The following is a 24,056-nucleotide window of genomic DNA, read 5'->3' as shown; positions in this document are numbered from 1 at the left end:
TGGCTTGGCGCTGTCAGGTGCAACAATGGTCTGGCAATTTGCCAGTGTGGGCGGAATTTTACCCGCGCCAGGTTGTCTTGGACGGTGACGCGCAATCGTGTGCGTATCTTGATACCTGACTCGGATCGCTTGGCGGAGGCTTGGCATGGATGACAATCAACTGGAAGACCAGCTTCGACGGCTTCTGACCGGCCTGGCGGACCAGGCCATCGTGCGTGGTGAGCAGTTTATCTACGATGGTGGTGAACTGTATGCTGACGATGTGGCGGAAATCGGGCTGGTGGCGGTGCTGTGCATCGCCCAGGCGCTGTCCGAACGCGCGGGGTTGGGCGGGTTTGGTTATCAGTTCCAGCTGGCGGCGCCGGCCAATCCGGTCTTTCCGATACATGCCAGCGCTCCGGAAGTGCTGCCGGACTTTTTCAAGGTGGCGCCTTTTGTGTCGGCGGTTTTTCACAATGAAGTGATGGGTGCCAGGCAGGATCTGACAATTCTTTACCATGCTGCTGCTCAGCGCTTGCAGCAAGCTGGCTAGTTGGGCGATGACTAGTCGAGCGGGGCAATCCTTCAAGTACTGGAGCAGCCTCGGTAATCTGGATTTGGTATGTTGCATGAGGATGTTCATATGCAAGACGAAGACAACTTGGGCGACAATAAGGGCACGGGTGTTGAGTTGCCTCCCGGCGTATTTCCACCGATGCCCGGCTACACCACTGGGGACCTTCTGGCAGTTGCCAACGCTCCAGTGGAGGCGCTGCTTGAAGCGCACAATATTGATCCCGGTCTGATCCGCGAAACTGTTATCGCGCTGGCCGAGCATCTGTACCGGGCATTTGAGAGGGACGACATTCCATACCAGATCGCCACGTGGTATCAGAAGCCGTATGACGAGCCCTGGATGCGCAAGCGTAGTGTCGAAATAATTGCCGAGCAGTTTGCCATTGTCACCGTGGAGGCGGCTGCGGATTCCTTGGACGGCTCACCGTTGCGGGGCTTGGGCAAGGCGTTTTTCGGCGACTTTATCGAACGGGCCGGTGCGGCCATAAAGGCCCATATTCTGAAGTTGAATGAAGGCTGACGCTTGCAGTTGTTCATAGGGATATGACATGAGTAAGAATGTATACTTTAGCGTGTACTTTGACGGTACGGCTAATAGCAAGGACAACGACAAACCTTTGGGCACCCACACTAACGTGGCCCGTCTTTATGAGTGTGATGCGGCGAAAGGTACCAACCTTTCCCGAAACTCCGGCCATGAGGCCGTCGCCTATGATCCCGCACATTACCTGGGCCTCTCAGAAAAGCTCTACTTCGACGGGGTGGGTAGCCATCAGCGCAGCACACCGACTGCCCTGGTCGAGCGTGGTACCGGGCGCGGTAGCGAGAGCCGTATCGAGCAAGCCTACGAGGCCGTTGTCGCGTTTTGTAACAAGAACCAGGATCTGCAGGTCGACCTGAACCTGATCGGCTTCAGTCGCGGCGCAGCGCAAGCGCGTGCCTTGGCGAACGAGATCATTGATCGGGGTGTACCTAAGCTTGATAGCCAGTGGAAAGCGACCCGGGAGTACCTGATTCCGCCTGGTCAGGCGCAGGTGAACAAACTCGCCATATTCGACACTGTTGCCTCCTACGGCTTGCCCATAACTGAAAGCCACCCTGACAAGAACCTGGAAATAAGCAGGAACGTAAAGTCGACCACTCACCTGGTGGCAATGCATGAGTATCGTACGACGTTTCCGCTGACCAGCGCGTTGCGTAACGACGACAACTCAAGAGTCGAAGAGGTGAAGTTCGCAGGCGCGCACTCTCAAGTTGGGGGCGGCTACCGCAACGATCTGCTGGCTGCTGGTCCACTGGCCTTCATGTACGATCGCCTGAAGTCTGCAGGCGTCGAATTGGCGCCGTTGCCGCCGGAAGAAATGAAGCGCATCGAACAATACAACGCCTTGATCAAGCACCCTGACCGGTTGCAGGATGCGTTGATCGATTCTCGATTGCTCAAAGGCAATGAGGCATTCAGGCGCGAGGCGAACGGTTCATGGACAGTGCTCAACAATCGACCGTTTCCGACGGAGCGTGGTACGGCTAATGTGCTGGGGTGGAAGATCCTGGGGCGTCTGGAGTGGCAGAAACAGCCCTTCGATCACGCGGTGAGCGGCCGGAAAGTCATATTTGAAAATGATGGTTCGCGCGGCGAGCCAGTTATCCGACGTATCGGCAAGGAGCTAGGTCAGAACTTCTTCGGGTGGAGCGACAAGGCCGAAGGTTTTTCGTCGTTGCCTGACTACCAGCCCGATAGCAGCTTCAGCAGCACAGTAGAGGCTCGACAAGAACGCTTCGAGGCAGAAGAGGCTGCGCAGTCACGGAAGCAAGTGGCTGAACTCTCGTTATTGCTCGCGGGCTCGAAACCAGAGATAGAGCACATTCAACGGCTCGGCCTTGAAGAGGTGCCGCTGCCAACCCCGAACATACCGCCGAAGTATGCAGTGCTTCGGATCGACCGCGAAGGCTCATCGGCCTTTGCTGACCTAGGCTTCGAGTACGAGGCCAGCCGTATTGTCGAAGATGCCGGTGACTATGTCCGCAATCGAGGCCCCCTGAGTATTGGTGACCCCATCATGCTCCACGACACCAACGGCAACGTGGTGGGCGGGCTGGAGGCTGCTTATGAGGCGCCGACGTTCGCTGGTGAGTGCGGTGTCCTGATCGCAATCGACATGCGGCAGGTGGCACAAGATGCGCAGGCGGGTTTCCTCCATGATGGCCTCAAGCAGGCCGCGCAATGGATTGCCGAGCGGCCGGAAGGCAGTTTGACGGATGATTACGAAATTCCCGGGGAAGATGGCAAGCCGCTGGTGCGTGCGATGGTTGCCCGCCCAGCCGCCCACGAGTTGCAGCGAACTGTTATCTGGCAAGCTCCCGAGCCCTGACGGTCAGGCTGAGTTTCGCTAATCACAGTAGTAAGGCTTTTTGCTGCCTGCTTGCTTAGAATGCACCTGTTGCCGGCGGTGGTCGGCCATTCAATCGGTAAGGGCGAGAAGATGAAAATCCACAAATACCAGCCAGGCACCTTCATCGAGGTCGATGACATGGCGGGTGGTCGCCGTGTGGGAATGGTCTGCAAGGACGGCGTAACGTTTTGGGATTTGCTCGATTCCGAACGCTGCACACCGCTGACGATTCATCCTTCAATGAATCCGCAGGCACTGGGTACATTGGTCCAGTTCAGTCAGGACAAGGGATTGGTCAGTGCGACCCAGGCGCTGGTTGCTCACCTGCAGTCATCGGGAGATACGCGACTGACGGAAGACCCGCTGTTTGTCATGCGCGCCCTGTGGTTTATCGCAAAAAAGGCGATCACCGAGGATTTTCCTGATTCGGCGACGCTGTCATGGGCTTGCGAGCAGGCTCGCGCTCAGGAGCAAACGGCTGCGCGCATTCATCAGCTGGCTGCGCAGTACTGCTCTGGTTGAGCTGATTTTTTATGGCAACTTTGCATGTTGAAAAATTGATTTTCGGCGTTTCAACAGGGCCGCATTTCCTGCTCTCGACTGTCAGCTGACCTGCCACCGGGCAAGCGTTCAGTCGGGGCTTGGTGCCTCGGGTGCAGGCAGGTTGGCCAATTGGCGCTCATGCAGCGCCGCGTAGCCATCGACTGTGGCGCGCAGTGTTCGCAGTGAATGCCTCGAAACGGCGCCTGGGCTATGTTGGGCGAGCGCTTCGTAGACACTTTGGGCGTCGAGCTGGTGAATGCCGAAGGCTTCATCCAGGGTGGCCTGCTCCACGGTTTGCCAGTCCACTTGTGTCGGCAACTGATCGCGCAGGGCGGCTGCCGCGTGTTTGCCGAAGAGGTGTGCCACCCCGGCTTTTGCTTCCAGGCCTGGCAGGGCTTCAATGCGCGCGCGCAGTTTTTCCTGGCGCGCCCGGCGCTCCACAGCCGCATCCGGCGATGCCAGTTCCACCAGCATTTCACCTACATCGGTGAAGCCTTCGCTGGCGAAGATTTGCGCAACCTTGCGTGAGCGCGCTTCTTCTCTGGGCAGGAAGATCGCCATGCCGTTGTTATACGGCTGCGGCAGGTCGCCCCAATAGTGAGTGGCCTTGAAGTCGCGCAGGGCATCGAGTGCATCATTGAAGAACGCATCCTTGTTCACGGCATAGATGGCGTATTCATCGTTCAACTGAGCGGCGGCCTCGGCATCGAGGCCGTTGCGGACCAGGCGACCCTGCAGCGTAACCGGTTGCTGCAACTGCGTGGCGATATGCCGGGCGGCGACGAAGTGGTGCGAGCCGCCGTTGTTGGCCAGGTACAGGCCAACATCCCAGTCGTAGCGCACCATGAAGTCGCTGCCGCCATGCACGATGCCGATCTCCGGCCAGCCCAGGTTCTGCGCAAGCCCCTCCTGGCTCATGTCGCGAGTGAAAGCCTGGCAGGCTTGCTCGGCCATCTGCTGCAGGGAGAAAAACCTGTACAGCTCGGATTTGGAGGCGGACAGGCCAGTTATCTCACCGATGTCACAGGCAAATTCATGCACGGTTTCGGTTTTGCCCAGCCGCGCCAGTGCGGCGATCTGCCGATGCTCGCTGTGGTAATGGCCGTCGCTGGCGCGCCAGCCCCTGACCTGACCGTTCTGTTCGCTGCCCTGGCCGAAACCGATACGCTGCGACCACTCATGCCAGCGCACCACGCTCGATGAGGCAATGACGGCGGCGGTGTCATCCACCCTCATGCGCAACTTGGGAGTGTCGGCGATGACCCGGCGTAAACGGGCAGGGATGCCCAGGTCGTCCTTGACCGCCTCCAGAAACTTCGCAGCCAGTGTCCTGAAGCTCATGGCGTGACTCCTTTCAGCGCATACAGGTTCGCAAGGCGTTACTGGGTGGCGCGCTGTACCGCATCCGCTGCCTTGCGAGCTGTGCTCTTGATGGTCTTCACCACTGTGCGCATGTCGTACGAGCAGCTGATGTACGTGCTGTTGCCATCTTCATACAGCCACAGGTCGTGGTTACCGACTTCTTTCTTGTACTGGCCGAATTCGTCTTTGGGAATGTCGGCGAGCTTGGCCACTGCCTGGATGCTCTCGCCGGTGAATACGCCGGAGTAGGTATCGAAGTCACCTTCACCATTGGAGCCTGGGTGCATTGCAAGCTTGGTCACGGCGCGGCCGTAAACGTCCAGTGGGTTAGGCACGGTGTACTCGCCGTCGGACAGGTCCGAGGCCTGCACGATGGCCTTGCCGTTGGCGGCCTTGACCAGGGCCTCGAATTGGTCAGGGGAAACGTTGCGCTTGCAGGTGAGTGCCTGGGTGATGCGTGCATTGGCTTCGGCCTGATCGATTTTTGCGGCGAATGCCGATGTGCAGGCGAGCGAAACCAGCAGCGGCAGGGCGAGGTGCAGGGCTTTCATGCGTCAGATCCTTCTGGATGACAAATTGCTATTAATTCGTGTTGTTAGAAAAACGTTTTTTATATGCCTGGAGTGTGCGCTACGCCCTGCGCTTGGTCAAGTGAGTGCCTGCCAGTGACGAAGATTCAAACCTTGACGGCAAAAGGCCCAAAATTCATACTCGCCATCAATTTCAACATTTTTCTAACAGGTCATTTTGATAGATGACAGGATGTCGAACGTTGGCTGGCACGCAGCGGCAGTTCTTCTGAATCTGGCCGCCCGGCTGACCCTTACAAGGAGTTTCCAGGCATGTCCTACGCATTACCTCCACCTGCCGTGAAGCCAGGCTTCAGGGCCGTGGGCGATCGTCGCGCAGCCCTGTGGCTGCTGTCGGTGCCTCTGCTGGTGGCGCTGGTCGCTTTTACCATCGCGGTGGTTGCGACCTTGATGGGTGAAATGGCCCAAGGGTCGCCGCGCTTCTACGCCGCGGCATTGTCCTTTTCAGCCCTGTTGCTGAGCGTCATGTTGCTGCCTGCCTACCTGCTCAGCCTGGGTTGGTACGCATGGTGGACGCGCGGGGGCGACCATCGCCAGTTGCGCCTTGGCCTGTGGCTCGCACCGCTGGTGGCGCTGCTGTTCGCCTGGTTCCCGGCCACGCTGGTTCCCGGGCTTCAGCCGCTGGGCCAGGATGCCATGGACCCGCTGCGTACCTACTTGCTGGCAGGCATCCTGGTAATGCTGCTGGGGTATGCCTGGTCGAGCATCGTTTTCGTGATCCTGCGATATTGGAGAGATGTATGAGCACCTTCGTTTCCACCCCTCGCAGGTTGCTGCCGCTGGTACTGGCTGCCCTCTCGCTGGCACTTGCCCCGAAGGCTTTCGCAGGGTTCGAGCTGGTGGAGAGCCCCGCCGCCCCGGTGCCCTATGTAGCACCCTCGGCGCAAGGGCAGAACACCGCGCAAATGCAACAGACCATCAATGCCCTGAACATCGAGATCCAGAGCTTGCGGGTGCGGTTGGCTGCGGCTGAAGCCGACGCCAATGGCAGCCGTCAGGAGCTTTTGGCAATCAGGGCGCGACAGAACCAGATCCAGACTTCGATCAACCACATGACGCTCAATTTTGCGTTCGGCCACTCACGCTTCAGCCCCAGCGCCGAGGATGGCGACGTGCTGGTGCGCTCGGCGCAGGACGCGCTGCAGGTGAAGATCGTGGGCTTTACCGACAGTGTGGGCACGGTGGAGGCAAATCGCCGGGTTGCCTTACTCAGGGCGCAGGCGGCGAAGATGTACCTGGTTCGGCGTGGCGTACCAGCGGCGAAAATCAGCGCCGAGGGGCAGGAGGGCGACTACATCGCTGCGAATGACACCCCCGCTGGCCGTGCAGCCAACCGCCGGGTTGAATTCGAGTTCTTCGGTCAGTACCACGCGAGCACGGCCCTCGCTCGCTAGTTAGCAAGGGCTGTCAGGTCAGGCCTGCAGGCGCATGTTGTCAAGGAACAAGCGCGCCTCGGCGGCGGCGGCGATGGTGGCGTCGGCAGGCGCCTCCCAGGCTACCCCGTTGTAACGCAGGCTGTAGCTTTCGCGGCAGGGGTGAAAGCCGATATGCGCCCAGTCGATATCTTCACTGCCCACCCACTCACCAAGAATCTCTGACCTGGCTACGCCGGCCGCCCGGCGCTTTTCGATCTGCCCGACCACATTGGCGAACAGGCAGAGGTTTTCCAGGTCGATGCTGACCGAGGCAGGGCCGATGTTCAGCACGCCACCGTCATTGCCCGGCGCGGGATGAAATGCACAGTGAAACTGATGGGTCATTGGTACATCCTTGAAGTTTGGGCTGCAAACATACAAAACACGAACGACTGAGGTTTTTGGACCTGTCAGCAGGTTTAAGTTCAGTCTAGTCGAGCCGTTGTGCGGGAGTGGGACCATGTATTCGTTGTGTGAACTCGAGGCTTTCGTGGCGCAGGCCATCAGTGGCGATGTTCTCGCCCAGGCGGGTGGCGGCTTCGTCAGTGTGATGGCCAAGAGTGCGCCGGCCATCCAGAAGGACATTCCGGCAGCTTTCGAGATGTACACGCTGCTGGAGCATTTCCTCAAGTCGCTGCCCATTCGCCAGGCAGCGCTCGGCTTTGACGCGGAAACGCTCGATCTTGAGCCGGGTATTGTCGTTGATCATGACGGGAACAAGGTCGTTGCCCTGTTGCCGATCCAGGCCGGCCAGCTTGGCGAAGTGGCCTTCTGGCTGGCGGACGCGCTGCCCAGCCGGGAGGTCAAGACCCTGCCTGGTATTCTTGCGTTGGTGTTCAGCGTGGAAACCCACGAAGATATAAAACACTTGCTGCCCGAATGGACGGCTGCTTTTTATGTCCAAGGCCTGGCAAGGCACTGTGTGCCGATCCTGGCGCTAAAGTCGGTGCTGGAGGACAAGCGTTTCGGTGGCGATTGGGTAGCGGTTGCGCTGCATCGGCTGGCCAGTTTTGCCTTGCCTCAGGCCGAAGCCCAGCAAGCAGCTGGGAGCGAGGTAAAGACTACGCGTTGAACCCGGCCGACAGTATCGGGTTTGGCATTGACCACAATCTAGCGGCGCATGCTCCGGGAAAGCGCCGATCCGGGGAGATGGCGAAATGGACGATAACTGGGCTGCACGCAAGGGCAACATGAGTCTGGATGGCGGTTACAACGGCTCTGTCCAGCAGGCCATTGCCAACCTCCATGTAGGCCGCGACCAAGGGCGGCAGGAAGGGCTGCAGGAGGGTTATCAGGCGGGCTACCAGGAAGGCTTGGGGCAGGGCCGCAAGGAGGGCTTCAGGAAAGGGCGCTCCCATGGCTATGCTGAAGGCTGGGATGCCGGTGTGGCGCAAGCCAACGAGAAGCTGGAGCCCTTGCGTGGGTATGTGCGCCAGTATTTTGAAGAAACCGTTCAGCTCAGGGCCGAAGCAGAGCGCCTGCGCGAACTGATTCAGCTGATGCACGGACAGATGGCGAAGATGGCGCAGTCGTCAGCAACGCCGCAGGATGACGCGCCCGACCCGAAGGTGTGAGTGTTGGCCTGGTAAACATCCAGCCACCAGGGGCGGCAGCAGCTTAGACCTGACGTACCAGCAATTGCCTCAGGTCGCCGGCGCGGCCAAGCGCGCCAAGGCTAAACCGACGGCGAGCGAGTCCGAAGTTGCAGAGCTCAGCACCCTTGGGCTAGGGGGCTGGCTGTTGCGCTTGTGGGGCTGTCGAAGGCGGTTGGAGCGACTCGTGGCCCGGGTTGTCCGGGCCGCCAGCAGCCGGGCCCTCGACGGGCATGCAAACCAAGGCCGTGCGCACCTGGGCGGGGTATTGCTGCATCTCGTAGCCATAGGCGGGCGGCTGCCGCATTTCCGGTGCCTGGCATGTGCCTTCGACCACTCCTTGGCGAGGGGTGGAGAAATCGCAGCGCTCACCTTCGTAGCGGTTCGAGCACGAACGATAAGCTGCAACCGGCGTGACCTGCTTGGGCACCGGCACGTAGATGGTGGTATTGCGCGGTAGCTCCTGCCATTGCTCCTCGGCCACGGGGGCTTCCTGGGCCTGGGCAGTACTCGCCAGAGCCGACATACCGAAGGCCAGCATGAGTGAAATGGTCGCTTTCACAGGTGCCTCCCGGCGTCACATGCCCGGCTCGTAGTCCGAGCCGCTGCGGTTCTTTGGTACAGGGTCGCTGTGGTCCAGCCCGGCATTCACTTCCACGCCGCGCTCTTTCATCTCGCTGATCATGTACTCATAGCCGACCATGAAGTGGGCCAGGTCGTAGCCTGGGTCAGCCTCCTTGATCCTTGAAGTCAACTCGACGATCTCGAGCTTCACCGGGTCGGGCGTCTCGTCGGTGTCCCAACCGTTCGAGTTGGCTTCCAGTTTGTTCAGGTGGAAGGCTTGGCTGAAGGCCTTGCCTTCCACCGTGATTTCCTTGGACAGTTTTTCATACAGGTTCCGGCCACCCAGGCCTTCTTCCAGCTTGCCGTCGATCACCCGCAGGAACTCCAGGTGGGCTTCCGGCGTGGCGGTGATTTCTTTCCAGTTGCTGTACTCGGTCATTCCATTCTCCTTGCGTGGATGATTACGTGCGCCTTCATGGCTCCCTCTGGGAATCGGCTGAGCTGGGGGCTGTCTCAAGGGGTGAAGTCATCGCCCTGTGAAGGGCCCGAAGGCTTGCCGCGAACCAGGCTGACGATGCCTTGCACCATTTCCTTCAGGCGTTCGCCAATACGCTGCATCACTTCCCTCAGGCGCTCCAGATGCGACTGCGTTTCGCCCGCGAAAGCCGGCATGCTGCCCGCATTGCGGTGCATGCTCTCGCTGGAGCTTTCCAGCCGGTTCTTCAGCTTGTCGTAGTGCGGGTTGTCCTGGGTTTCCGGGTTCAGCAATTCTTCCTGGGCGCGCCCGTACTGCCGGGCCCAGCCGGTGAGGGCCTTGTCCATGGCTTTTTTGCTGTTCTGGGCGTCGGGGGACTCACCTACGGCCTGGACGAAGCTTTCGTGCAGGTCGGTGTATTCGCCGTCGGGTTTCATCTTCTCGATCACTTCGGGAACGCTCAGGCCGGTTTGCTCGGCGCGGGTTTCGATCTGCTCGCGCACCTGAGGCAGGCTCCCAGCGTTCCAGAAGGCCGAGTGGGCTTTTTCGTAGTTGGTCGCGGCCTTTTCAACCTGATCTACCCGGTACTCGGAAAGGCGCGGCAACACCTGCACGCGTCCGGTCATTTCTTCGGCCGAGCCGGGCTCAACCGCCGCGCTGTGTTTTTCCGCAGTGGCCGATTGCGCTGAGGGCACCTGTGCATCCTGAACTTGCCCATCCCCACGCAGGGCAGAGGCCAGGGCACTCGCGCCCTTGCCGATACCTTGCATGGCGGCGCCGGTGAGCGAGGCTACGCCCCCCACCAGTTGGGCGCCGCCCCTGAGCAGTGATTCGGCACCGTTGGCGTCCCGCGGGTGCTGTGGCTCCTGTTCTGCCGGTTCTGCGGGTTTCGGTGGCTCTGCAGCGTTGCTCGCGTTGTCGAGAAGGGCTGCGTTGATGCGGCGTACTTCATCAGGGTCGAGGGACGATCCTTTGGGTTTCACCTCCCCGGCAACCTTCATGATGGCGTCAAATACGCTTGGGTCGATATCTGGCGCGGCGCCTGGCGACGGCCTGGCGTTTGTTTGCTGGCCGCTATTGTGGGCCTGCAGGGCAGCCGTATCGATCGAATGCACGCTCCAGCGACCTTGTGTCGACTGTTCGCTGCCGGCTTCGGCGCCACCTTGGTAATCCAGTTGCACGGGTTTGCCGACGGCGGGTGCTGTTTCGCGCATGGCCTGTTCAAGGCCTGCCCCCCAAAGGGTCTGTGGACCGGCAGGTGTTTGCAGGGTTACGTAGTAGCTACCCTGCTTGGCAGGGTCGTTTTGATAGGGTGCTGCGCCATGATGGACCAGGATGCCTGCATAACTCCGCCCTGGCTGGGCTGTTTGCCCGGCAGCAGAATCAGCGAAGGCTTGATCAGGCTTATCGAGTTCTTTGGGTTCCATCTGTGTTTACCTTTCGTGGGCGCCGCGTTATTCAATGGATCTGGAAACAGCTCCTCTCTGGGCTCGCTGCTGGGCCCTGTCGGTCTGCATCCGTTGACCTGCCAATTTCTGCGACGCGTAAACGGCAAGCAATGCTTCAACTTTTTCCTTCTTGCGATAAATCGCTTCCGACAAATAATTACCGACACCGACCGCCCGGTTGTAGTCGACCCACAGGGCTCGGCTGGAAACATGGGTGATACTGTTGTTCCACTCGGCATCGCTGAAGCGCCGGCTGGCTTCAGTCGCCAGCATTTCTGAAACCGACATGGTGTCGTAGCCACCGATCGGAGCGGTGGGCAAGGCACCATAGCCATCAGCGTCGGACAAGTACATCGCAGGCGTCTTGCCATCCGCTTCGGCCAGCGCTGCATCGGCGTTGGCTGCTGCCACCTGGACAGGCTCAGCCGTGGAGTCTGGCGCAACCCCGCCCGAAGGTACATTACCGAAAAGGATCTGGTGCTGCGCCTTGGTGTCTTTGCCGAGGATTGGATAATGCTCGGGATGACCATCCTGGATGGCGTAAGTTTGGCAGAAATAGGGGGCCGGGTCAGTCTTCCAGCCAATGTCAACCTGCGGTTTGACCAAAGGGGAGGGCAACTGCGCCGGGTTGAAGGGCCCTCGATGAGCATTTTCCCTGAACGCCTTGGCCCTGGCCTCGTCTTTTTTCGTGGTGCCGTAGGTAAAATGCAAGTGTTTCGTCATGGACGTGCTGGGGGTGTTGCCTGACAGGCCAAGCTGCTGCCCCGGCTTGACCGTGACGCCCTTCTTGATGCCGTTGGCAAAACCGCTGAGGTGGTAGTAGGCGACGATATCGCCATTGGCCCGCTGGATCAGTATCGTATTACCCGCAGATCCGCGAGAGCCGGCGAAAGTGATCTTGCCCTCGGTGGTGGCGTATACCGGTTGCGATGTACCGCTGGTGGAAAAGTCCAGGCCATCGTGCATGTGCGCCTTCTGGTTGGCCGAACCATGGTTGGCCGCGCCGCCACCCCGGAACTTGCCGAAACGACCGGAAACAATTTCCTTGTCGGTGGGGGACACCATGCAGGTGTCCGCAATGGCGCCGTGGGCACACGCCAGCAGGCTCAGGCCGGCGAGGCCGCGCAAGATCGTTCTGTTCATCCCTTGCGCTCCGTCACTGCACGCTCTGCTGTACGTTCTGCCTGGCGGCATTTTCCGCTGCCCGGGTGGTCTGGGTTTGCGCACCCGCGGCAGTTACCGACATGGACACCAGCGAAGCGAGTTGGGCCTCCATGCTTTCGTACTGGCGATATTGTTTTTCCAGTATGGCCAGGTCCAGCGCCTTGATCTTCAAGATCTCGATCAGCGCCCCTCGCTCGTTCTGTGCGGCCATGACCCGGGCCCAGCTGTCATATTGAGGCGTATTGCCCGAATAGCGTTTGACCTCGTTGCGAAAGTGCACGGCCAGTGGCAGGTCGGTGCCTGTTTCCGTGCCTTCCACGCCGGAATAGTCGAGCTGGATTGCTTTCAGGCTGGCCAGTGCCGGCGATACCAGCGCATCCTTGCGGGCCTTGGAAAGCGCGTAATCTTCGGTGGCTGCGGATTTGCCTGCCGATGCTGGCACCGGGCCGTCCGGCAGGCCGGCTACGTTATTGACGAACCCGACTTTCGCCTGGTACAGCGGCTCGTTTTCCATGACGGGTTCGAACAGGGTGGCCACGGTCAGGTCGGCGCCCGGCAGCGAGCCGACCGATTCGCACAAGCCTGAATCTGCCTGGTCCTGGGTGCAGAACTGCTTGCGCGCCTTGACCAGTGCAGCCTGGGCGCTGATGGGCTCGGCGTAGGTGCCTGGTGCAGCCACGATCTCGGACTTGACCCGCTGGCGCACTTCGGTGCCCATGTCGGCATCGCGGGCACTGATCAGCGTTCGTGTCGCATAGACCGAGCAAGGCGAAAAGCCTTGGCCGAATTCGCCACCGTAGTCGAAGCGTGACTGCTTGACCCGCTGGGTCTGGGCCAGCACCTTCAGCCCCGTCGCCGTTTGCTGGGCAGCATTGTGCCCAGCTTCCGCGATCTGGTTTGCCGCCAGGGCTTTCTGCTTGGTCAGGATCGCGATGGCCGAGGTCAGGCGCTGGCTCTCGGTTTCAAGCAGGGCCGACAGCGAAGCATCTACCCCGGACACCAGGCCGTTGAGTGTCTGGGTGGCCGCAGTGAATGCCGGCGCTACGGTATTTTCCTGATACTGGGGTGGGCAATAGGCCCAAGCCAGCGTAGAGGTCAGCACAAGCGAAGCACCCAGCGAGACCTTCCATTTGCGCGCTTCACGCGCTGCGTCGAAATCCTTTTTCATGGGCACCTCACTGTACCGACTGCGCTGCTGTTTCAGACAACACTTTCTGGTAGCGCGCTTCCAAAGGGGCGTCCAGGCCGTCAGAGGAGGCGATTACCAGCGTTGCCAGGTTAGCGAGCAGCCGTTGGTTCTGCTCGTACTGCTGCTGATGAATCCAGACTTCGAGGCCACCCATCTTGGCAGCCTCCACCAGCAACCCGCGCTGGGTCTGGCGGGCCAGGTTGCCCGACCATTGCTGCGCTTCCTTGCCACCGAAGTACTGGTTCACGCGCAGCTTGAGCACTTCATTGGGGGACTTGCCGCCGAACTCCGTGCTGCGGGTGTTGGCGGCGTTGATCATCGACAGGCTGTAGGCCGGTACAGACAACATCGAGTCCTTGCGGTTTTTCTGCACCATGTAGGTTTCGCCGGCGGGCGTAGCGCCAGCGGCCTTGACCAAGGCTTCGTCCGGGGGGCCGATCACGTGCTGGATGTAGGCGGTACGCGCTTCGGTGGCCAGCGAGTCAGCATCCGCGGCTTCGAACAGCAGGGAGGCGTTGGTGTCACCACCGGGTAGCGTACTGAGCGTGCACAGCCCGGCGTCTGCCTCTGCGGCGGTACAGAACTTGTCGCGGTGCTCTTGCAGGCGTTGCTGCATCGCCTTGCCTGTGGAAGCCACCAGGCGACCTGGAGAGGCATCCAGCTCACCGACAGCTGCCTTGGCCTTGGCTGCCATGCTGGTGAATGCGATGTCCATCGACTTGTTCTTGATCACGGTGCCGCAAGGGTCGAAACCTTGGCCGGTCGCTGCGTTGAAGTCGAGGTAGGCCTTGGTCGCGGCCGCGTTCTGTTGCTGCGCGCGGCTGGCATTGATCAGTTGCTCGGCGGTTTGCCTGCTGTTGTCCGCGACCACACTCGCTGACAGTGCTTCCTGCTTGGTGGCTACGGCCACGGCCGAGATGATCTGCTCGAACTTTATGGTCATCTGGTTACCGAAGGTCGTGCCGAACGTGGTGATGTTGGTGCCCACGGATGCTGACAGCGCGCTGATCTGCGCAGCGGTCCACATCTCGGCAGGGCCGAAACCGTAAAGCGCCCCGTAGGAAACACCCGAGAGCATTGTCGAGCCCACGACAATGCTGGCTAGCTTGAGCCGAAAATTCATATCACTGCCCTGTGAGCATTGGCACGCGACGGTCCGTCACCTGCCCTACGAGAGAGTTGGCAGCCATCGCGGTCATGGCCGAGGCGGCGAGTTGCTGCGACTGGGCAGCATTGCAGGCGACCGTGGTGCAGTCGATGTATGCTTCCGCACGTTGATCCGTGATCATGGCGGTATACGCATACGCTGCGGTCTCGCCTTCCGGGGCGAGGGTCATTTCGCTGAACGGCCCGGCGTAGTCCACATCCCAGCCCTGCATGCCGTTGGCGTTGAGCGTGCACATGCCCTGCCTGGCTTCGGACACGCTGCAGTAGTTGTCGCGGTGCATGGCCAGGGTCTCACGGTCGGCCACTGCCCTGGAGCCCACCCGTTGCGAGGAATAGGTTGCCATCAGGCGCGCCGCGTCCTTGTCACGCTGTGACACCGCTTCGACCATCAGCTTGCCCTGCTGCTGGGCAATGCACTTGCTGGTGACCGGTTGCCCCACCGCGGAGTCGAACGAGGTCACGGCCGCCATCGCCCGGTCGGACATCTCGATGGCGCCAACCGCGTTGGCAAGCTGCTTTTTCGAATCGTTGTCCATTTGCGAGATCACGTTGGCGGACAACGCGGTCTGCTTGACGGTCACCGACCAGGCACTCATCTCGCTCTGCATGGTGCTGATGAATGTCAGCACCGAAGCCCAGGTCAGTGCTTGGGCCGGAAGCGCCGTAGCGCCCAGGCCTAGGCCAACGGCCAGAACTGCCGCGACTTTCTTCATCTCCAGCCCCCTTAGTTGAACAGGCCTGCAGCCGAGCCGGACGACCCGCTGGCTGACCCGGACGACGAACGGCTGGTATTGCTCGAAGTTCTCGAAGATGAGGTGCTCGCTGCGGGCGCCACGGTGCTGGTGGTGGCTGCACTGCTGGTGGTGGTGCCAGTACCGTTACCAGTGCTGGCGCCGCCGCCGAAGTCAGTCTGTATGTAGTTGAACGGGTTGACGTCGACGGTGTAGGTGGCCTCGTAGCCGGCGGGTGTGCTGTGGTAACTGCTACCCAGTTCCGGGTCGAGTGTACTCATGCCCTTGCTGACCAAGCCATTGGTCAGCCCGTTCAGGTCCGCCAGTGAAGTGCCGCTGCTGACCTTGCCGATCGCCTGGTTGATGGGGGTGGTGACCATCGAAGAAACCTGCTGTATCGCCGTACAGACCTTCTTCTGCGCGTATTTCAATACCGCTTGCTGGGCTGCCGCGAAAATGGAGCCCAGGCTCGGGATCGAGCCGGAGAGATCGAACAGGCTGCCCAGGCCCCCAAAGCAATCCGCGGTGGCGCTGAATAGCGACTCGACATTGGGCGTTGCGGCAGCCAGTTCAGTATGGATTCTCAACGCGTCGTTGATGGAGGCACCGATCGTCCCCTGCTTGGTGCCGTCGGCGCAGTCCTGCGCATCGGCCTTGATGGCCTCGGCCACCACGGAGCTTTGCTCCGAGAGCAGCGTACTCGACGAGGAGCCCAGGCTGCTGGTGGCGGCGAATGCCGGCCCGGCCAGCAATAGCCAGGCACCCAGCACACCACCCATCACCGCGCGCTTGCCCACAGATTTGCCCACCGCCACAGCGACAGGGTTCAGTCGTCCGTCATACATCTGCGTAACTCTCCATGATCTGTGAAATCTCGCGCAGCCGCTCGGCAGAGAAAATCTCGCTGAGCAGGTGAGCTTTGCTGAAGGCATCCAGCCGGCGGCGAAATACCGTGAGGTCAGCGAGTTGCGACAGGTCGCCAGCCAGCAGCGGCGCCAGCGCACCGCTAAACGCGTCGTTGTGTTGCGCGACATAACGAGTTAGGTACATGCAGCGCGAAGAGGTGAGGTGGGCCAGCAACTCGGCAAATGCCTGTGGAACCTGATGCAGGACGCGTGCATAGGCCTCGACGAACGACTGCAGCTCCTGCATCAGCAACTGGATCTCGAACTGATGCGTCGAGGCATCCTCTTCGAAGTCCACCGTCCAGCGGTCCAGGCGGTCCATGCTCACCAGAAACTTCACCAGTTGGGCATTGCGCGACGATTTCGCGAAATGACCAAGGACGCCGTGTGCCGTGAGGTCCAGCGAGTCGATGGGCGGTATGTGCGCACCGGCGGTTGTGTATTCGTCCATTCCCTGCACTCGGTTAAAGCATACTGAAATACGCTAAAATGCATCCTTTTTTTAATTCTGTATCAAAAATGCTGGCGTATCAACTTTTTGACATGTGAATTACAAGAGCGCAATGTTGGCAAATAGCCACTGCGCAGCGGGCGGTTCGCGCCTGACAATTCAATTGGATGCCTTGATTGGCGTGGCTTGCGCAGTGGGATGGTGGCCGCTGATAGGCCGCAGACCTTGCTCATTCGGGAGCGGCTCGCGGCGCGTAACCAGCGGCTGGTGCGCAGGGTTTACGTGAGGAGGGAGAAGGGAGGCCTCGGTCAGGAGGAGGGTGGGGCTGACCCTACGGCGTGATCGCCAGCCTCAGAGACTCTGCATGATTCGGCATTTGGGAAATGCCGAGCAGCCCCAGAATTGCTGACCTGCCTTGTTGCCCGACTGCGAATGAATTTGCTGCCTTGGGTGGCGTTGGCCGGCATTGCGGTCTTGAACGAGCGAGATGAACGCATGATCAATCTGAGTGGTGCCGTCCGGGGGTATCCAGAGTGGTGTTGTGCAGGCTGCGATAGACCTGCTCGTCCAGCTTCAGCCAGACGAAGTAGCGCACCAGCAGCTCGCCAAGATACCCCTTGGTCGCTGTGGACTTTACCGAAATTGACGTGATAGCACGATGGAATTGCTCAGCATCGAAAATAAATGAGGTGATTTCTCATTCTCGTTCGGCCTGTGGATAAGGCCGGAATACAGGCCAGTTGCCGACCCTCCACGGAGCTAGAGAATGAGTTCGACACCGGTACCACAGCGCCATCCATTGAATCGTGCCTTGCACGCAGCAATTCTGGGTTTGGTAGTGAGCAGCTATGCATTGCCGTCGCTGGCGCAAACCTCGGGCGCTGATCAGAAAACCCAGATGCAGCAGTGGAATATCCCTGGCGGCCCATTGGCGCCGGCGCTGGACCGCTTTGCCCGTCAGGCAGGTATCAGCCTATCCTTCGATGCGCAGAGCGTGGCAAATCGCACGACCCAAGGCGTGCAGGGCAGCCTGGCGCCATCGGCAGCACTGTCGACGCTGTTGCAGGGTACCGACTTGCAGGTAGAGCAGCAGGGCCCGAACGCCTACCTGGTCATCCCCCAGGCAAAGCCTGCCGGCCCGCTGGAGCTGGGCGCGACCGAGGACTACCGCCTGGCACCTGTCATCATCAATGCCAAGGTCAAGGCCAGCGCCGACGATGACGCCAACTCGGTGGTTGCCAAGGAGCTGTGGGTAGGGGGCAAGGTGGCGACCAGCATCCTCAACACGCCCGCGTCCGTGTCTGTGGTGACCAACAAGGAAATGCAGCAGCGCAGCGTCAGCACCACCGAAGAGGCGCTGCAGTACACCCCCGGCGTGGTCAGCGACTACTACGGTTCGGACGACCGCAACGACTACTTCCTGATCCGCGGCTTCCAGGCCACCACCTACCGAGACGGCCTGACCCTCAGCTCGATGCGCGGTGTGCGCGAAGACCCTTACGCCTACGAGCGTATCGAAATTCTGCGGGGTGCCAACTCCACCCTGTTCGGCCCGGCAGACCCGGGTGGCTCGGTCAACTTCGTGACCAAGCAACCACGCTTCGAGAAGTTTGGCCAAGGCTACGTGACCTACGGCTCCTATGACCATGCCGAAACCGGGATTGATGTAGGCGATGCGCTGAACGACGAACAAACCCTGGCCGGCCGCTTCACGGCCAAGATGCAGAACAGCGACCGCGAGTACGACCACTCTCAGGACGATAACCGCTTCGTGATGGGCGGCCTGACCTGGGCGCCGACCGATTTCACCTCGGCCACGGTGGTGCTGGATTACCTGAAGACCAACAGCTCGCCGAACAGCGGTGGCTACCCGTTGGACAAGGAGTACGACCGCAGCGACTTCTACGGCGAGCCCGGCTACAACTTCCACGATGTCGAGCGCACCAGCCTGAGCGGCAACATCACCCACGACTTCGACAACGGCTTCACCCTGCGCAGCAACCTGCGCTACAGCGAGCTGACCGATGACTTTGGCTACGCCTACCTGAGCGACAGCGCCTCGCGTGTTGGCACCACCATTCCACGCTACGTCTTCGGCACCGACAGCGATGCCGATCAGCTCAATGGCAACCTGATGCTGCAGTACGATGCCCAGTTCGAGCACATCGACAGCAGCACGCTGGTGGGCGTCGAGTACCTCGACTCGACGACCAAGCAGAGCTCGGTCTACGGCCTGGCGCCCTCCATCGACATCGCCAACCCGGTATTCACCGGCGTGCCTGGCGGCATCACGCCCTATACCCGCAAAAAGAATGACGCCACCACCAAGGCGGTTTTCCTGCAGCAGAACCTGTCGTTCTTTGACCGCGTCATCGCGACCGCAGGCGTGCGCAATGACTCGATGGACCTGTCGAGCAAGGAATACATCGGTGGCGAGCAGACGGAAAAGGACAACTTCTCCGAAACCTCCTACCGCGCGGCACTGACCTATATCGTCAACGATGAAGTGTCGACCTACGTGAGCATGGTGGAGTCCGTCTCGCCCCCGCAAGTAGGCGTTACCCCGCAGACCGGCAAGCAATACGAAGTGGGCATCAAGTATTCGCCCATGGGCATGGACGCACTCTTCTCCGCCGCTGTTTACGACCTGACCCAAGAGAACGTCACCATTGCCGTGGTGTTGCCAAGCGGCATCATCGAGCAGCAGACGGTGGGCGAGTCACGCGTGCGTGGCCTTGACCTGGAAGCCAAGGCACAAGTCACGCAAGACATCAGCGTGATTGGTGCTTACTCCTACATGGAGTCCGAGGTGCTGCGCGGGTCGCTGTATGACGGCTCTTCCTTGAAGGGCAATGAGTTCACCACGGCGCCCAAACACACCGCATCGCTGTGGAGCTACTACGACATACCTGGCACTGATGTGAGTGTCGGCCTGGGCGCGCGGTATGTGGGGGCGTACTACATGGATGCTGCCAATACCAAGAAGAGCGATGGGACCACGTTGTTCGATGCGGCGCTGAACTACAAGATCGCCAAAGGGACCGACCTGGCGCTGAATGTGAGCAACCTGTTTGACGAGCAGCATGTGGTGGGGTCGGGGACGGCGAATTACTACAACCCGGGGCGTGAGGTTACGGCGAAGGTGAGTTATAGCTGGTAAGGCGGCCAGGGGATGGCACGGGTTGCGCCCCTGTTCGCGGGTGAACCCGTGCCCACAGGTGCGCAAGATCCTGAAGCTTGCAATGAACCCCCGTATCTTCAAAGAGGCTCACTTGTGAGTCGGTGTTTTTAGACCTTCAAATCGGCCCCGCTAAAACCGTTGCGCTGATAAAAGCGCTCCAGCTCACGGGCTTCCGGCTCCCTGCCGGTGAATATCTTCAGGTACTCGGGAATGTAGCGCATGCGCTGGGCCAGGGGCTCCCGGGTTTTCATGCTGATGTAGCCGATTTGCGTCAGGTAGATGGAGCGGGCGCGGGTAATCGCAGCATCGTGTTCAAAGCCGAAACGGTCGAACATCTGCCGCAATGCCTCGACGCGTTGCGCGTCTGCCTGGCCGATTTCCTGGGCCACTTCCGGCGACTGCAGCGCCCAACTGCGCATGGCGAACTCGAATTGCGAGTCGAACAATTCGCTGTTCAGCCAGCAGTCGAAGACGTTGAGAATCGCCTCGGTGATGGACTCGGCATAGGCCTGGGATTTGGTCACCAGGTTGAAGGTGTTCTTGTTTTTCCATTGCTCGATCAAGGCCACGAGCAAGGCATCGCGGTCTTCGAAAAACCAGTAGAAGCTGGTGCGGGACAAATTCAGTTTCTTGGCCAGCGGCATCACTCGCACGGAATCCACACCTGACTCGGTCAGGCTTTCATAGGCCGCATTAAGCCAGCCTTCCAGTGAGCCTCGGCCTGCTGCTTCCGCCTTTGAAGTGGTTCCTTTCATGGGCATTTCTTCCCTTTTCAATGTGCGCTTTGTGGCAACTGTACACCATCGTCAAGAGTATTGACACCTGTGTACACAGGGGCATATTGTCGGCGTGCCTGATGACCTGTTTGCGAGACCGATATGAAAAACGATCCGCTACTTCAGCCTTATCGCCTCAAGCATTTGACCCTGCGCAACCGCATCATCACCACTTCCCACGAACCGGCCTACCCGGAAGACGGGATGCCGAAAAAGCTCTACCGTGCCTACCACGTTGAACGTGCCAAAGCCGGCGTAGCCATGACCATGACCGCAGGCTCCGCCGCGATCTCCCGTGACAGCCCGCCTGTGTTCAACAACATTCTGGCCTACAAGGACGAAGTGGTCGGCTGGATGAAAGACCTGACCGACGAGTGCCACGAACATGGTGCGGCGGTGATGATCCAGCTCACTCACCTGGGCCGGCGTACCCGCTGGGACAAAGGCGACTGGCTACCGGTGGTGTCGCCCTCCCACAATCAGGAACCCGCACACCGCGCCTTCCCCAAGCAGCTTGAACAGTGGGACATCGACCGCATCATTCGCGACTATGCCGATGCCGCCGAACGCATGAAGGCCGCCGGCCTGGACGGCATCGAGCTGCAAGCCTACGGCCACTTGATGGACCAGTTCTGGTCGCCACTGACCAACGAACTGGAAGGGCCGTACGGCGGCTCGCTGCAAAACCGCCTGCGCTTCACCTTCGATGTACTCACGGCCATTCGCAAACGCGTGGGCCCGGAATTTATTGTCGGCATTCGCTACACCGGGGACGAAGTGCTCGCCGGTGGCCTGCAAAAAGAGGAGGGCTTGCAGATCTCTCAACTGTTGAAAGACAGTGGCATGATCGACTTCCTCAATGTGATTCGCGGCAACATCGCCACCGACGCCGGGCTGACCGACATCATCCCGATCCAGGGCATGCGCAATGCCCCGCACCTGGACTTTGCCGGCGAGATCAAGACACTGACCGGCTTCCCGACCTTCCATGCAGCAAAAATTCCCGACGTGGCCACGGCGCGTCATGCCATTGCCTCGGGGTTGGTGGACATGGTCGGCATGACCCGCGCGCACATGACCGACCCGCACATCGTGCGCAAGATCATCGAAGGCCGTGAAGACGATATCCGCCCTTGCGTAGGCGCCAACTATTGCCTGGACCGCATTTACAACGCAGGCGCCGCCTACTGCATCCACAACGCCGCGACCGGGCGTGAAACCACCATGCCTCATGAAATACCCAAGGCTGTGCAGAAGCGCAAAGTGGTGATTGTCGGCGCCGGCCCTGGTGGCCTGGAGGCGGCACGTGTGGCAGGCGAGCGCGGCCACGAGGTGGTGGTGTACGAGCTGGCGGACAAACCCGGCGGGCAGATTCGTCTGACTGCGCAGTCCGAGCGGCGCAAGGAAATGATCAGCATCATCGACTGGCGCATGGCCCAATGTGAGCGCCTTGGCGTGAGGTTCCACTTCAATACCTGGGCAGACACCGCGATTGTGCTCGATGAAAACGCCGACGTGGTGATCGTGGCGACCGGGGGCATGCCGCACACCGAAGTGCTGGAGCACGGCAATCAGTTCCTGGTTTCAAGCTGGGACATCATTTCCGGCGATGTGAAGCCTGGGCGCAACGTGCTGGTGTACGACGATGCGGGCGACCACGCCGGCCTGCAAGCCGCCGAATTCATAGCCCGCAGTGGCGCCAAGACCGAAATCATGACCCCCGACCGCTCGTTCGCGCCAGAAGTCATGGGCATGAACCTGGTGCCCTACATGCGCGCGTTACAGCAACTGGACACCACCTTCACCGTCACTTACCGGCTCAAGGCTGTGGAGAAACAAGGCGACCAATTGCTGGCCACGATCGGCACCGATTACAGCGACCTGACCAAAACGCGCCTGGTGGATCAGGTGGTGGTCAACCACGGCACCCGGCCGCTGGACGAACTGTATTTCGACCTCAAACCCCTGGCCAGCAACGAAGGCGCCTTGGAGTACATGGACCTGATTGTCGGCAAGCCGCAAACCGTTGTCAGCAACCCCGAAGGGCGCTTCCAGCTGTTCCGCATTGGTGATGCAGTGGCGTCGCGCAATACCCATGCGGCCATCTACGATGCCCTACGGCTGGTCAAGGACCTCTAGCCGCCCTGCGTCGCCCACAACAATAAAGACAGCCGTCACCAGATTTAGAAACCTTTTAGTTACTGCCCCGAAAGTTGGTCTGACTCAGCGGAGGTTGTTGCATGCAAACGGGTTCTGATTCCATTGAGCTGCTCACGGCGTTAACCGAACGCGACCTGCGCTTTCGCAGCGATGCCAAGGTCACTGAACATGCCATCGCGCCGGTCGACACGGCGTTACTCGATGCGTATGCCGCCATCGACCGCAAAGCCTTGCGCCATTACCGCCTGGAGCGCATTCGCGAGCAACTGCGCGCCCAGGATTACGCCGGCATTCTGTTGGCCGATCCGATCAATATTCGCTATGCCACCGACACCAACAACCTTGGTTTGTGGGTGATGCACTCGCCCAGCCGCTATGTGTTCGTGGCCACCGACGGCCCGGTGGTGCTGTTCGAGTTCACCAGCAGCCGGCACAACAGCGAGCACGTTGAAACCATCGATGAAATTCGCCCGGCGATTCCCTGGCTGTATTTCCTCGCCGGCCCCCGCGTGCAGGAAAAAGCCGAGCGCTGGGCACAGGAGGTGGCGGACCTGATGGCCCGCCACGGTGGCGGCAATCGCCGCTTGGCGGTCGACCGCTGCGACCCTTGGGGCGCGCAGCGCCTGACACACCAGGGCATTGAGCTGTTCGATGCGCAGCCATTGATGGAGCAGGCACGCTTGATCAAATCGGCTGAAGAAGTGGCCAGCCACCGGGTGTCCATGGGCGTCTGCGACCTGGCCATTGCCCGGATGCGCACAAGCCTGGTGCCGGGGGTTACTGAAAACCAGCTGTGGAGCATCATGCACGGCACCAACGTCGCGCACGGCGGAGAGTGGGCCGAAAGCCGCCTGCTCAGCTCCGGGCCGCGCACCAATCCGTGGTTTCAGGACGCCACCGACAAGGTCATCAAGGCCGGTGAGATGGTCTGTTTCGACACCGACATGGTCGGGCCCGGCGGTTACCTTTCAGACATCTCGCGCAGCTTTATCTGCCCCGGCAAGGCGCCGACCATGGCCCAACGCGACTTGCTGGACATCGCCTCGCAGCAGATCAACCACAACGTCGAACTGCTGCGCCCGGGCCTGACCTTTCGCGAGTTCGCCGAGCGCTGCTGGCCGGTGCCCCAGCGCTTCGAGCACAACCGCTACATGATGATGCTGCACGGTGTCGGGCTGGTGGACGAGTACCCCAGCGTCGCCTACGCGGTGGATTTTGCCGAGTGGGGGTACGACGGCCTGTTCGAGGAAAACATGGTGGTGTCGGTGGAAAGTTACATCGGTGAGCAAGGTGGTGGGGAAGGGGTGAAGCTCGAAGAGCAGGTGCTGATCAGCGCCAACGGGCCGATCAAACTCTCGCGCACACCCTTGGTCGACGGCGATCGATAGCTGGAGC

24 protein-coding genes are annotated in these 24,056 nt (G+C 60.4%); 11 read left to right on the top strand and 13 right to left on the bottom strand.

What is annotated here, in order from left to right; genetic code table 11:
* Window positions 1-145 precede the first annotated feature (145 nt).
* From QYE47_RS10135 to QYE47_RS10120, 4 genes are all read left to right on the top strand, one after another.
* On the top strand, window positions 146-532 hold the full coding sequence (locus tag QYE47_RS10135; RefSeq protein WP_014592453.1) for a hypothetical protein: 387 nt from the start codon (window positions 146-148) through the stop codon (window positions 530-532).
* Between the two features lie 90 nt (window positions 533-622).
* Complete coding sequence (locus QYE47_RS10130) at window positions 623-1,075, top strand: hypothetical protein (protein ID WP_014592452.1); 453 nt, start codon at window positions 623-625, stop codon at window positions 1,073-1,075.
* A 28-nt stretch (window positions 1,076-1,103) separates the two neighbouring features.
* Entirely contained in the window at window positions 1,104-2,927 is a 1,824-nt protein-coding gene (locus QYE47_RS10125; RefSeq protein ID WP_019438937.1) for a DUF2235 domain-containing protein, read from the top strand.
* Window positions 2,928-3,038: 111 nt separating this feature from the next.
* Window positions 3,039-3,470 carry a hypothetical protein gene (locus QYE47_RS10120; RefSeq protein WP_230855411.1) on the top strand — a complete coding sequence of 144 codons (432 nt, stop codon included), beginning with the start codon at window positions 3,039-3,041 and terminating at the stop codon, window positions 3,468-3,470.
* Between the two features lie 108 nt (window positions 3,471-3,578).
* Here the strand turns inward: QYE47_RS10120 and QYE47_RS10115 are convergent, their stop codons facing one another.
* Window positions 3,579-4,832 (bottom strand): DUF6685 family protein, encoded by a 1,254-nt coding sequence (locus QYE47_RS10115; RefSeq protein ID WP_070384374.1) that lies wholly within the window; start codon window positions 4,830-4,832, stop codon window positions 3,579-3,581.
* A gap of 38 nt (window positions 4,833-4,870) precedes the next feature.
* Window positions 4,871-5,404 (bottom strand): hypothetical protein, encoded by a 534-nt coding sequence (locus tag QYE47_RS10110; protein WP_070384373.1) that lies wholly within the window; start codon window positions 5,402-5,404, stop codon window positions 4,871-4,873.
* A 291-nt stretch (window positions 5,405-5,695) separates the two neighbouring features.
* On the opposite strand from QYE47_RS10110, the gene QYE47_RS10105 reads away from it, so the two are divergent.
* Both QYE47_RS10105 and QYE47_RS10100 read left to right on the top strand, forming a co-directional pair.
* On the top strand, window positions 5,696-6,187 hold the full coding sequence (locus QYE47_RS10105) for a hypothetical protein (protein WP_014592447.1): 492 nt from the start codon (window positions 5,696-5,698) through the stop codon (window positions 6,185-6,187).
* Window positions 6,184-6,837: an OmpA family protein gene (locus QYE47_RS10100; RefSeq protein WP_070384372.1), complete on the top strand. Its 654-nt coding sequence runs from the start codon at window positions 6,184-6,186 to the stop codon at window positions 6,835-6,837. Before QYE47_RS10105 ends, QYE47_RS10100 begins: the two co-directional genes overlap by 4 nt.
* A gap of 18 nt (window positions 6,838-6,855) precedes the next feature.
* Here the strand turns inward: QYE47_RS10100 and QYE47_RS10095 are convergent, their stop codons facing one another.
* Window positions 6,856-7,203: a hypothetical protein gene (locus QYE47_RS10095; protein ID WP_014592445.1), complete on the bottom strand. Its 348-nt coding sequence runs from the start codon at window positions 7,201-7,203 to the stop codon at window positions 6,856-6,858.
* 115 nt (window positions 7,204-7,318) lie between these two features.
* Between QYE47_RS10095 and QYE47_RS10090 the strand changes: the two genes are divergently transcribed.
* Window positions 7,319-7,930, top strand: coding sequence for a hypothetical protein (locus tag QYE47_RS10090; protein WP_019438941.1), 612 nt, complete (start codon window positions 7,319-7,321; stop codon window positions 7,928-7,930).
* Between the two features lie 85 nt (window positions 7,931-8,015).
* The gene (locus QYE47_RS10085; RefSeq protein WP_014592443.1) at window positions 8,016-8,432 is read left to right on the top strand and encodes a hypothetical protein; all 417 of its coding nucleotides are present in this window, start codon (window positions 8,016-8,018) and stop codon (window positions 8,430-8,432) included.
* 151 nt (window positions 8,433-8,583) lie between these two features.
* Here QYE47_RS10085 and QYE47_RS10080 read toward each other — a convergent pair whose 3' ends face one another.
* From QYE47_RS10080 to QYE47_RS10040, 9 genes are all read right to left on the bottom strand, one after another.
* The gene (locus tag QYE47_RS10080) at window positions 8,584-9,012 is read right to left on the bottom strand and encodes a hypothetical protein (protein WP_014592442.1); all 429 of its coding nucleotides are present in this window, start codon (window positions 9,010-9,012) and stop codon (window positions 8,584-8,586) included.
* A gap of 15 nt (window positions 9,013-9,027) precedes the next feature.
* The gene (locus tag QYE47_RS10075) at window positions 9,028-9,453 is read right to left on the bottom strand and encodes a hypothetical protein (RefSeq protein WP_070384371.1); all 426 of its coding nucleotides are present in this window, start codon (window positions 9,451-9,453) and stop codon (window positions 9,028-9,030) included.
* 74 nt (window positions 9,454-9,527) lie between these two features.
* Window positions 9,528-10,916, bottom strand: coding sequence for a hypothetical protein (locus QYE47_RS10070; RefSeq protein WP_014592440.1), 1,389 nt, complete (start codon window positions 10,914-10,916; stop codon window positions 9,528-9,530).
* 27 nt (window positions 10,917-10,943) lie between these two features.
* Entirely contained in the window at window positions 10,944-12,065 is a 1,122-nt protein-coding gene (locus QYE47_RS10065; RefSeq protein ID WP_223279195.1) for a M23 family metallopeptidase, read from the bottom strand.
* A 28-nt stretch (window positions 12,066-12,093) separates the two neighbouring features.
* The gene (locus QYE47_RS10060; RefSeq protein WP_014592438.1) at window positions 12,094-13,269 is read right to left on the bottom strand and encodes a hypothetical protein; all 1,176 of its coding nucleotides are present in this window, start codon (window positions 13,267-13,269) and stop codon (window positions 12,094-12,096) included.
* A 7-nt stretch (window positions 13,270-13,276) separates the two neighbouring features.
* Window positions 13,277-14,413, bottom strand: coding sequence for a hypothetical protein (locus QYE47_RS10055; protein WP_014592437.1), 1,137 nt, complete (start codon window positions 14,411-14,413; stop codon window positions 13,277-13,279).
* 1 nt (window position 14,414) lies between these two features.
* Window positions 14,415-15,170 carry a hypothetical protein gene (locus tag QYE47_RS10050; RefSeq protein ID WP_014592436.1) on the bottom strand — a complete coding sequence of 252 codons (756 nt, stop codon included), beginning with the start codon at window positions 15,168-15,170 and terminating at the stop codon, window positions 14,415-14,417.
* An 11-nt stretch (window positions 15,171-15,181) separates the two neighbouring features.
* Window positions 15,182-16,033 carry a hypothetical protein gene (locus tag QYE47_RS10045; RefSeq protein ID WP_014592435.1) on the bottom strand — a complete coding sequence of 284 codons (852 nt, stop codon included), beginning with the start codon at window positions 16,031-16,033 and terminating at the stop codon, window positions 15,182-15,184.
* Window positions 16,026-16,544, bottom strand: coding sequence for a hypothetical protein (locus QYE47_RS10040; RefSeq protein WP_019438944.1), 519 nt, complete (start codon window positions 16,542-16,544; stop codon window positions 16,026-16,028). The genes QYE47_RS10045 and QYE47_RS10040 overlap by 8 nt, the downstream gene beginning before the upstream one ends.
* 766 nt (window positions 16,545-17,310) lie before the next feature.
* On the opposite strand from QYE47_RS10040, the gene QYE47_RS10035 reads away from it, so the two are divergent.
* On the top strand, window positions 17,311-19,704 hold the full coding sequence (locus QYE47_RS10035; protein ID WP_070384370.1) for a TonB-dependent siderophore receptor: 2,394 nt from the start codon (window positions 17,311-17,313) through the stop codon (window positions 19,702-19,704).
* 128 nt (window positions 19,705-19,832) lie between these two features.
* Here the strand turns inward: QYE47_RS10035 and QYE47_RS10030 are convergent, their stop codons facing one another.
* Window positions 19,833-20,480 carry a TetR/AcrR family transcriptional regulator gene (locus QYE47_RS10030; RefSeq protein WP_070384369.1) on the bottom strand — a complete coding sequence of 216 codons (648 nt, stop codon included), beginning with the start codon at window positions 20,478-20,480 and terminating at the stop codon, window positions 19,833-19,835.
* 123 nt (window positions 20,481-20,603) lie between these two features.
* Between QYE47_RS10030 and QYE47_RS10025 the strand changes: the two genes are divergently transcribed.
* Window positions 20,604-22,640, top strand: coding sequence for an NADH:flavin oxidoreductase (locus tag QYE47_RS10025; RefSeq protein ID WP_070384368.1), 2,037 nt, complete (start codon window positions 20,604-20,606; stop codon window positions 22,638-22,640).
* Between the two features lie 101 nt (window positions 22,641-22,741).
* On the top strand, window positions 22,742-24,049 hold the full coding sequence (locus QYE47_RS10020) for a Xaa-Pro peptidase family protein (protein WP_070384367.1): 1,308 nt from the start codon (window positions 22,742-22,744) through the stop codon (window positions 24,047-24,049).
* Window positions 24,050-24,056: the final 7 nt, after the last annotated feature.

Source organism: Pseudomonas sp. 2,4-D, assembly GCF_030418155.1.
Classification (GTDB): domain Bacteria; phylum Pseudomonadota; class Gammaproteobacteria; order Pseudomonadales; family Pseudomonadaceae; genus Aquipseudomonas; species Aquipseudomonas alloputida.
Note: the sequence above shows the minus strand (reverse complement) of the source record. Positions and strands in the feature narration are given on the sequence as shown.

Excerpts from the sequence above, each read along its gene's own strand:
- QYE47_RS10135 (WP_014592453.1), top strand. The coding sequence starts at position 146 with ATGGATGACAATCAACTGGAAGACCAGCTTCGACGGCTTCTGACCGGC.
- QYE47_RS10130 (WP_014592452.1), top strand. The coding sequence starts at position 623 with ATGCAAGACGAAGACAACTTGGGCGACAATAAGGGCACGGGTGTTGAG.
- QYE47_RS10125 (WP_019438937.1), top strand. The coding sequence starts at position 1,104 with ATGAGTAAGAATGTATACTTTAGCGTGTACTTTGACGGTACGGCTAAT.
- QYE47_RS10120 (WP_230855411.1), top strand. The coding sequence starts at position 3,039 with ATGAAAATCCACAAATACCAGCCAGGCACCTTCATCGAGGTCGATGAC.
- QYE47_RS10115 (WP_070384374.1), bottom strand. The coding sequence starts at position 4,832 with ATGAGCTTCAGGACACTGGCTGCGAAGTTTCTGGAGGCGGTCAAGGAC.
- QYE47_RS10110 (WP_070384373.1), bottom strand. The coding sequence starts at position 5,404 with ATGAAAGCCCTGCACCTCGCCCTGCCGCTGCTGGTTTCGCTCGCCTGC.
- QYE47_RS10105 (WP_014592447.1), top strand. The coding sequence starts at position 5,696 with ATGTCCTACGCATTACCTCCACCTGCCGTGAAGCCAGGCTTCAGGGCC.
- QYE47_RS10100 (WP_070384372.1), top strand. The coding sequence starts at position 6,184 with ATGAGCACCTTCGTTTCCACCCCTCGCAGGTTGCTGCCGCTGGTACTG.
- QYE47_RS10095 (WP_014592445.1), bottom strand. The coding sequence starts at position 7,203 with ATGACCCATCAGTTTCACTGTGCATTTCATCCCGCGCCGGGCAATGAC.
- QYE47_RS10090 (WP_019438941.1), top strand. The coding sequence starts at position 7,319 with ATGTATTCGTTGTGTGAACTCGAGGCTTTCGTGGCGCAGGCCATCAGT.
- QYE47_RS10085 (WP_014592443.1), top strand. The coding sequence starts at position 8,016 with ATGGACGATAACTGGGCTGCACGCAAGGGCAACATGAGTCTGGATGGC.
- QYE47_RS10075 (WP_070384371.1), bottom strand. The coding sequence starts at position 9,453 with ATGACCGAGTACAGCAACTGGAAAGAAATCACCGCCACGCCGGAAGCC.
- QYE47_RS10070 (WP_014592440.1), bottom strand. The coding sequence starts at position 10,916 with ATGGAACCCAAAGAACTCGATAAGCCTGATCAAGCCTTCGCTGATTCT.
- QYE47_RS10060 (WP_014592438.1), bottom strand. The coding sequence starts at position 13,269 with ATGAAAAAGGATTTCGACGCAGCGCGTGAAGCGCGCAAATGGAAGGTC.
- QYE47_RS10055 (WP_014592437.1), bottom strand. The coding sequence starts at position 14,413 with ATGAATTTTCGGCTCAAGCTAGCCAGCATTGTCGTGGGCTCGACAATG.
- QYE47_RS10050 (WP_014592436.1), bottom strand. The coding sequence starts at position 15,170 with ATGAAGAAAGTCGCGGCAGTTCTGGCCGTTGGCCTAGGCCTGGGCGCT.
- QYE47_RS10045 (WP_014592435.1), bottom strand. The coding sequence starts at position 16,033 with ATGTATGACGGACGACTGAACCCTGTCGCTGTGGCGGTGGGCAAATCT.
- QYE47_RS10040 (WP_019438944.1), bottom strand. The coding sequence starts at position 16,544 with ATGGACGAATACACAACCGCCGGTGCGCACATACCGCCCATCGACTCG.
- QYE47_RS10035 (WP_070384370.1), top strand. The coding sequence starts at position 17,311 with ATGAGTTCGACACCGGTACCACAGCGCCATCCATTGAATCGTGCCTTG.
- QYE47_RS10030 (WP_070384369.1), bottom strand. The coding sequence starts at position 20,480 with ATGAAAGGAACCACTTCAAAGGCGGAAGCAGCAGGCCGAGGCTCACTG.
- QYE47_RS10025 (WP_070384368.1), top strand. The coding sequence starts at position 20,604 with ATGAAAAACGATCCGCTACTTCAGCCTTATCGCCTCAAGCATTTGACC.
- QYE47_RS10020 (WP_070384367.1), top strand. The coding sequence starts at position 22,742 with ATGCAAACGGGTTCTGATTCCATTGAGCTGCTCACGGCGTTAACCGAA.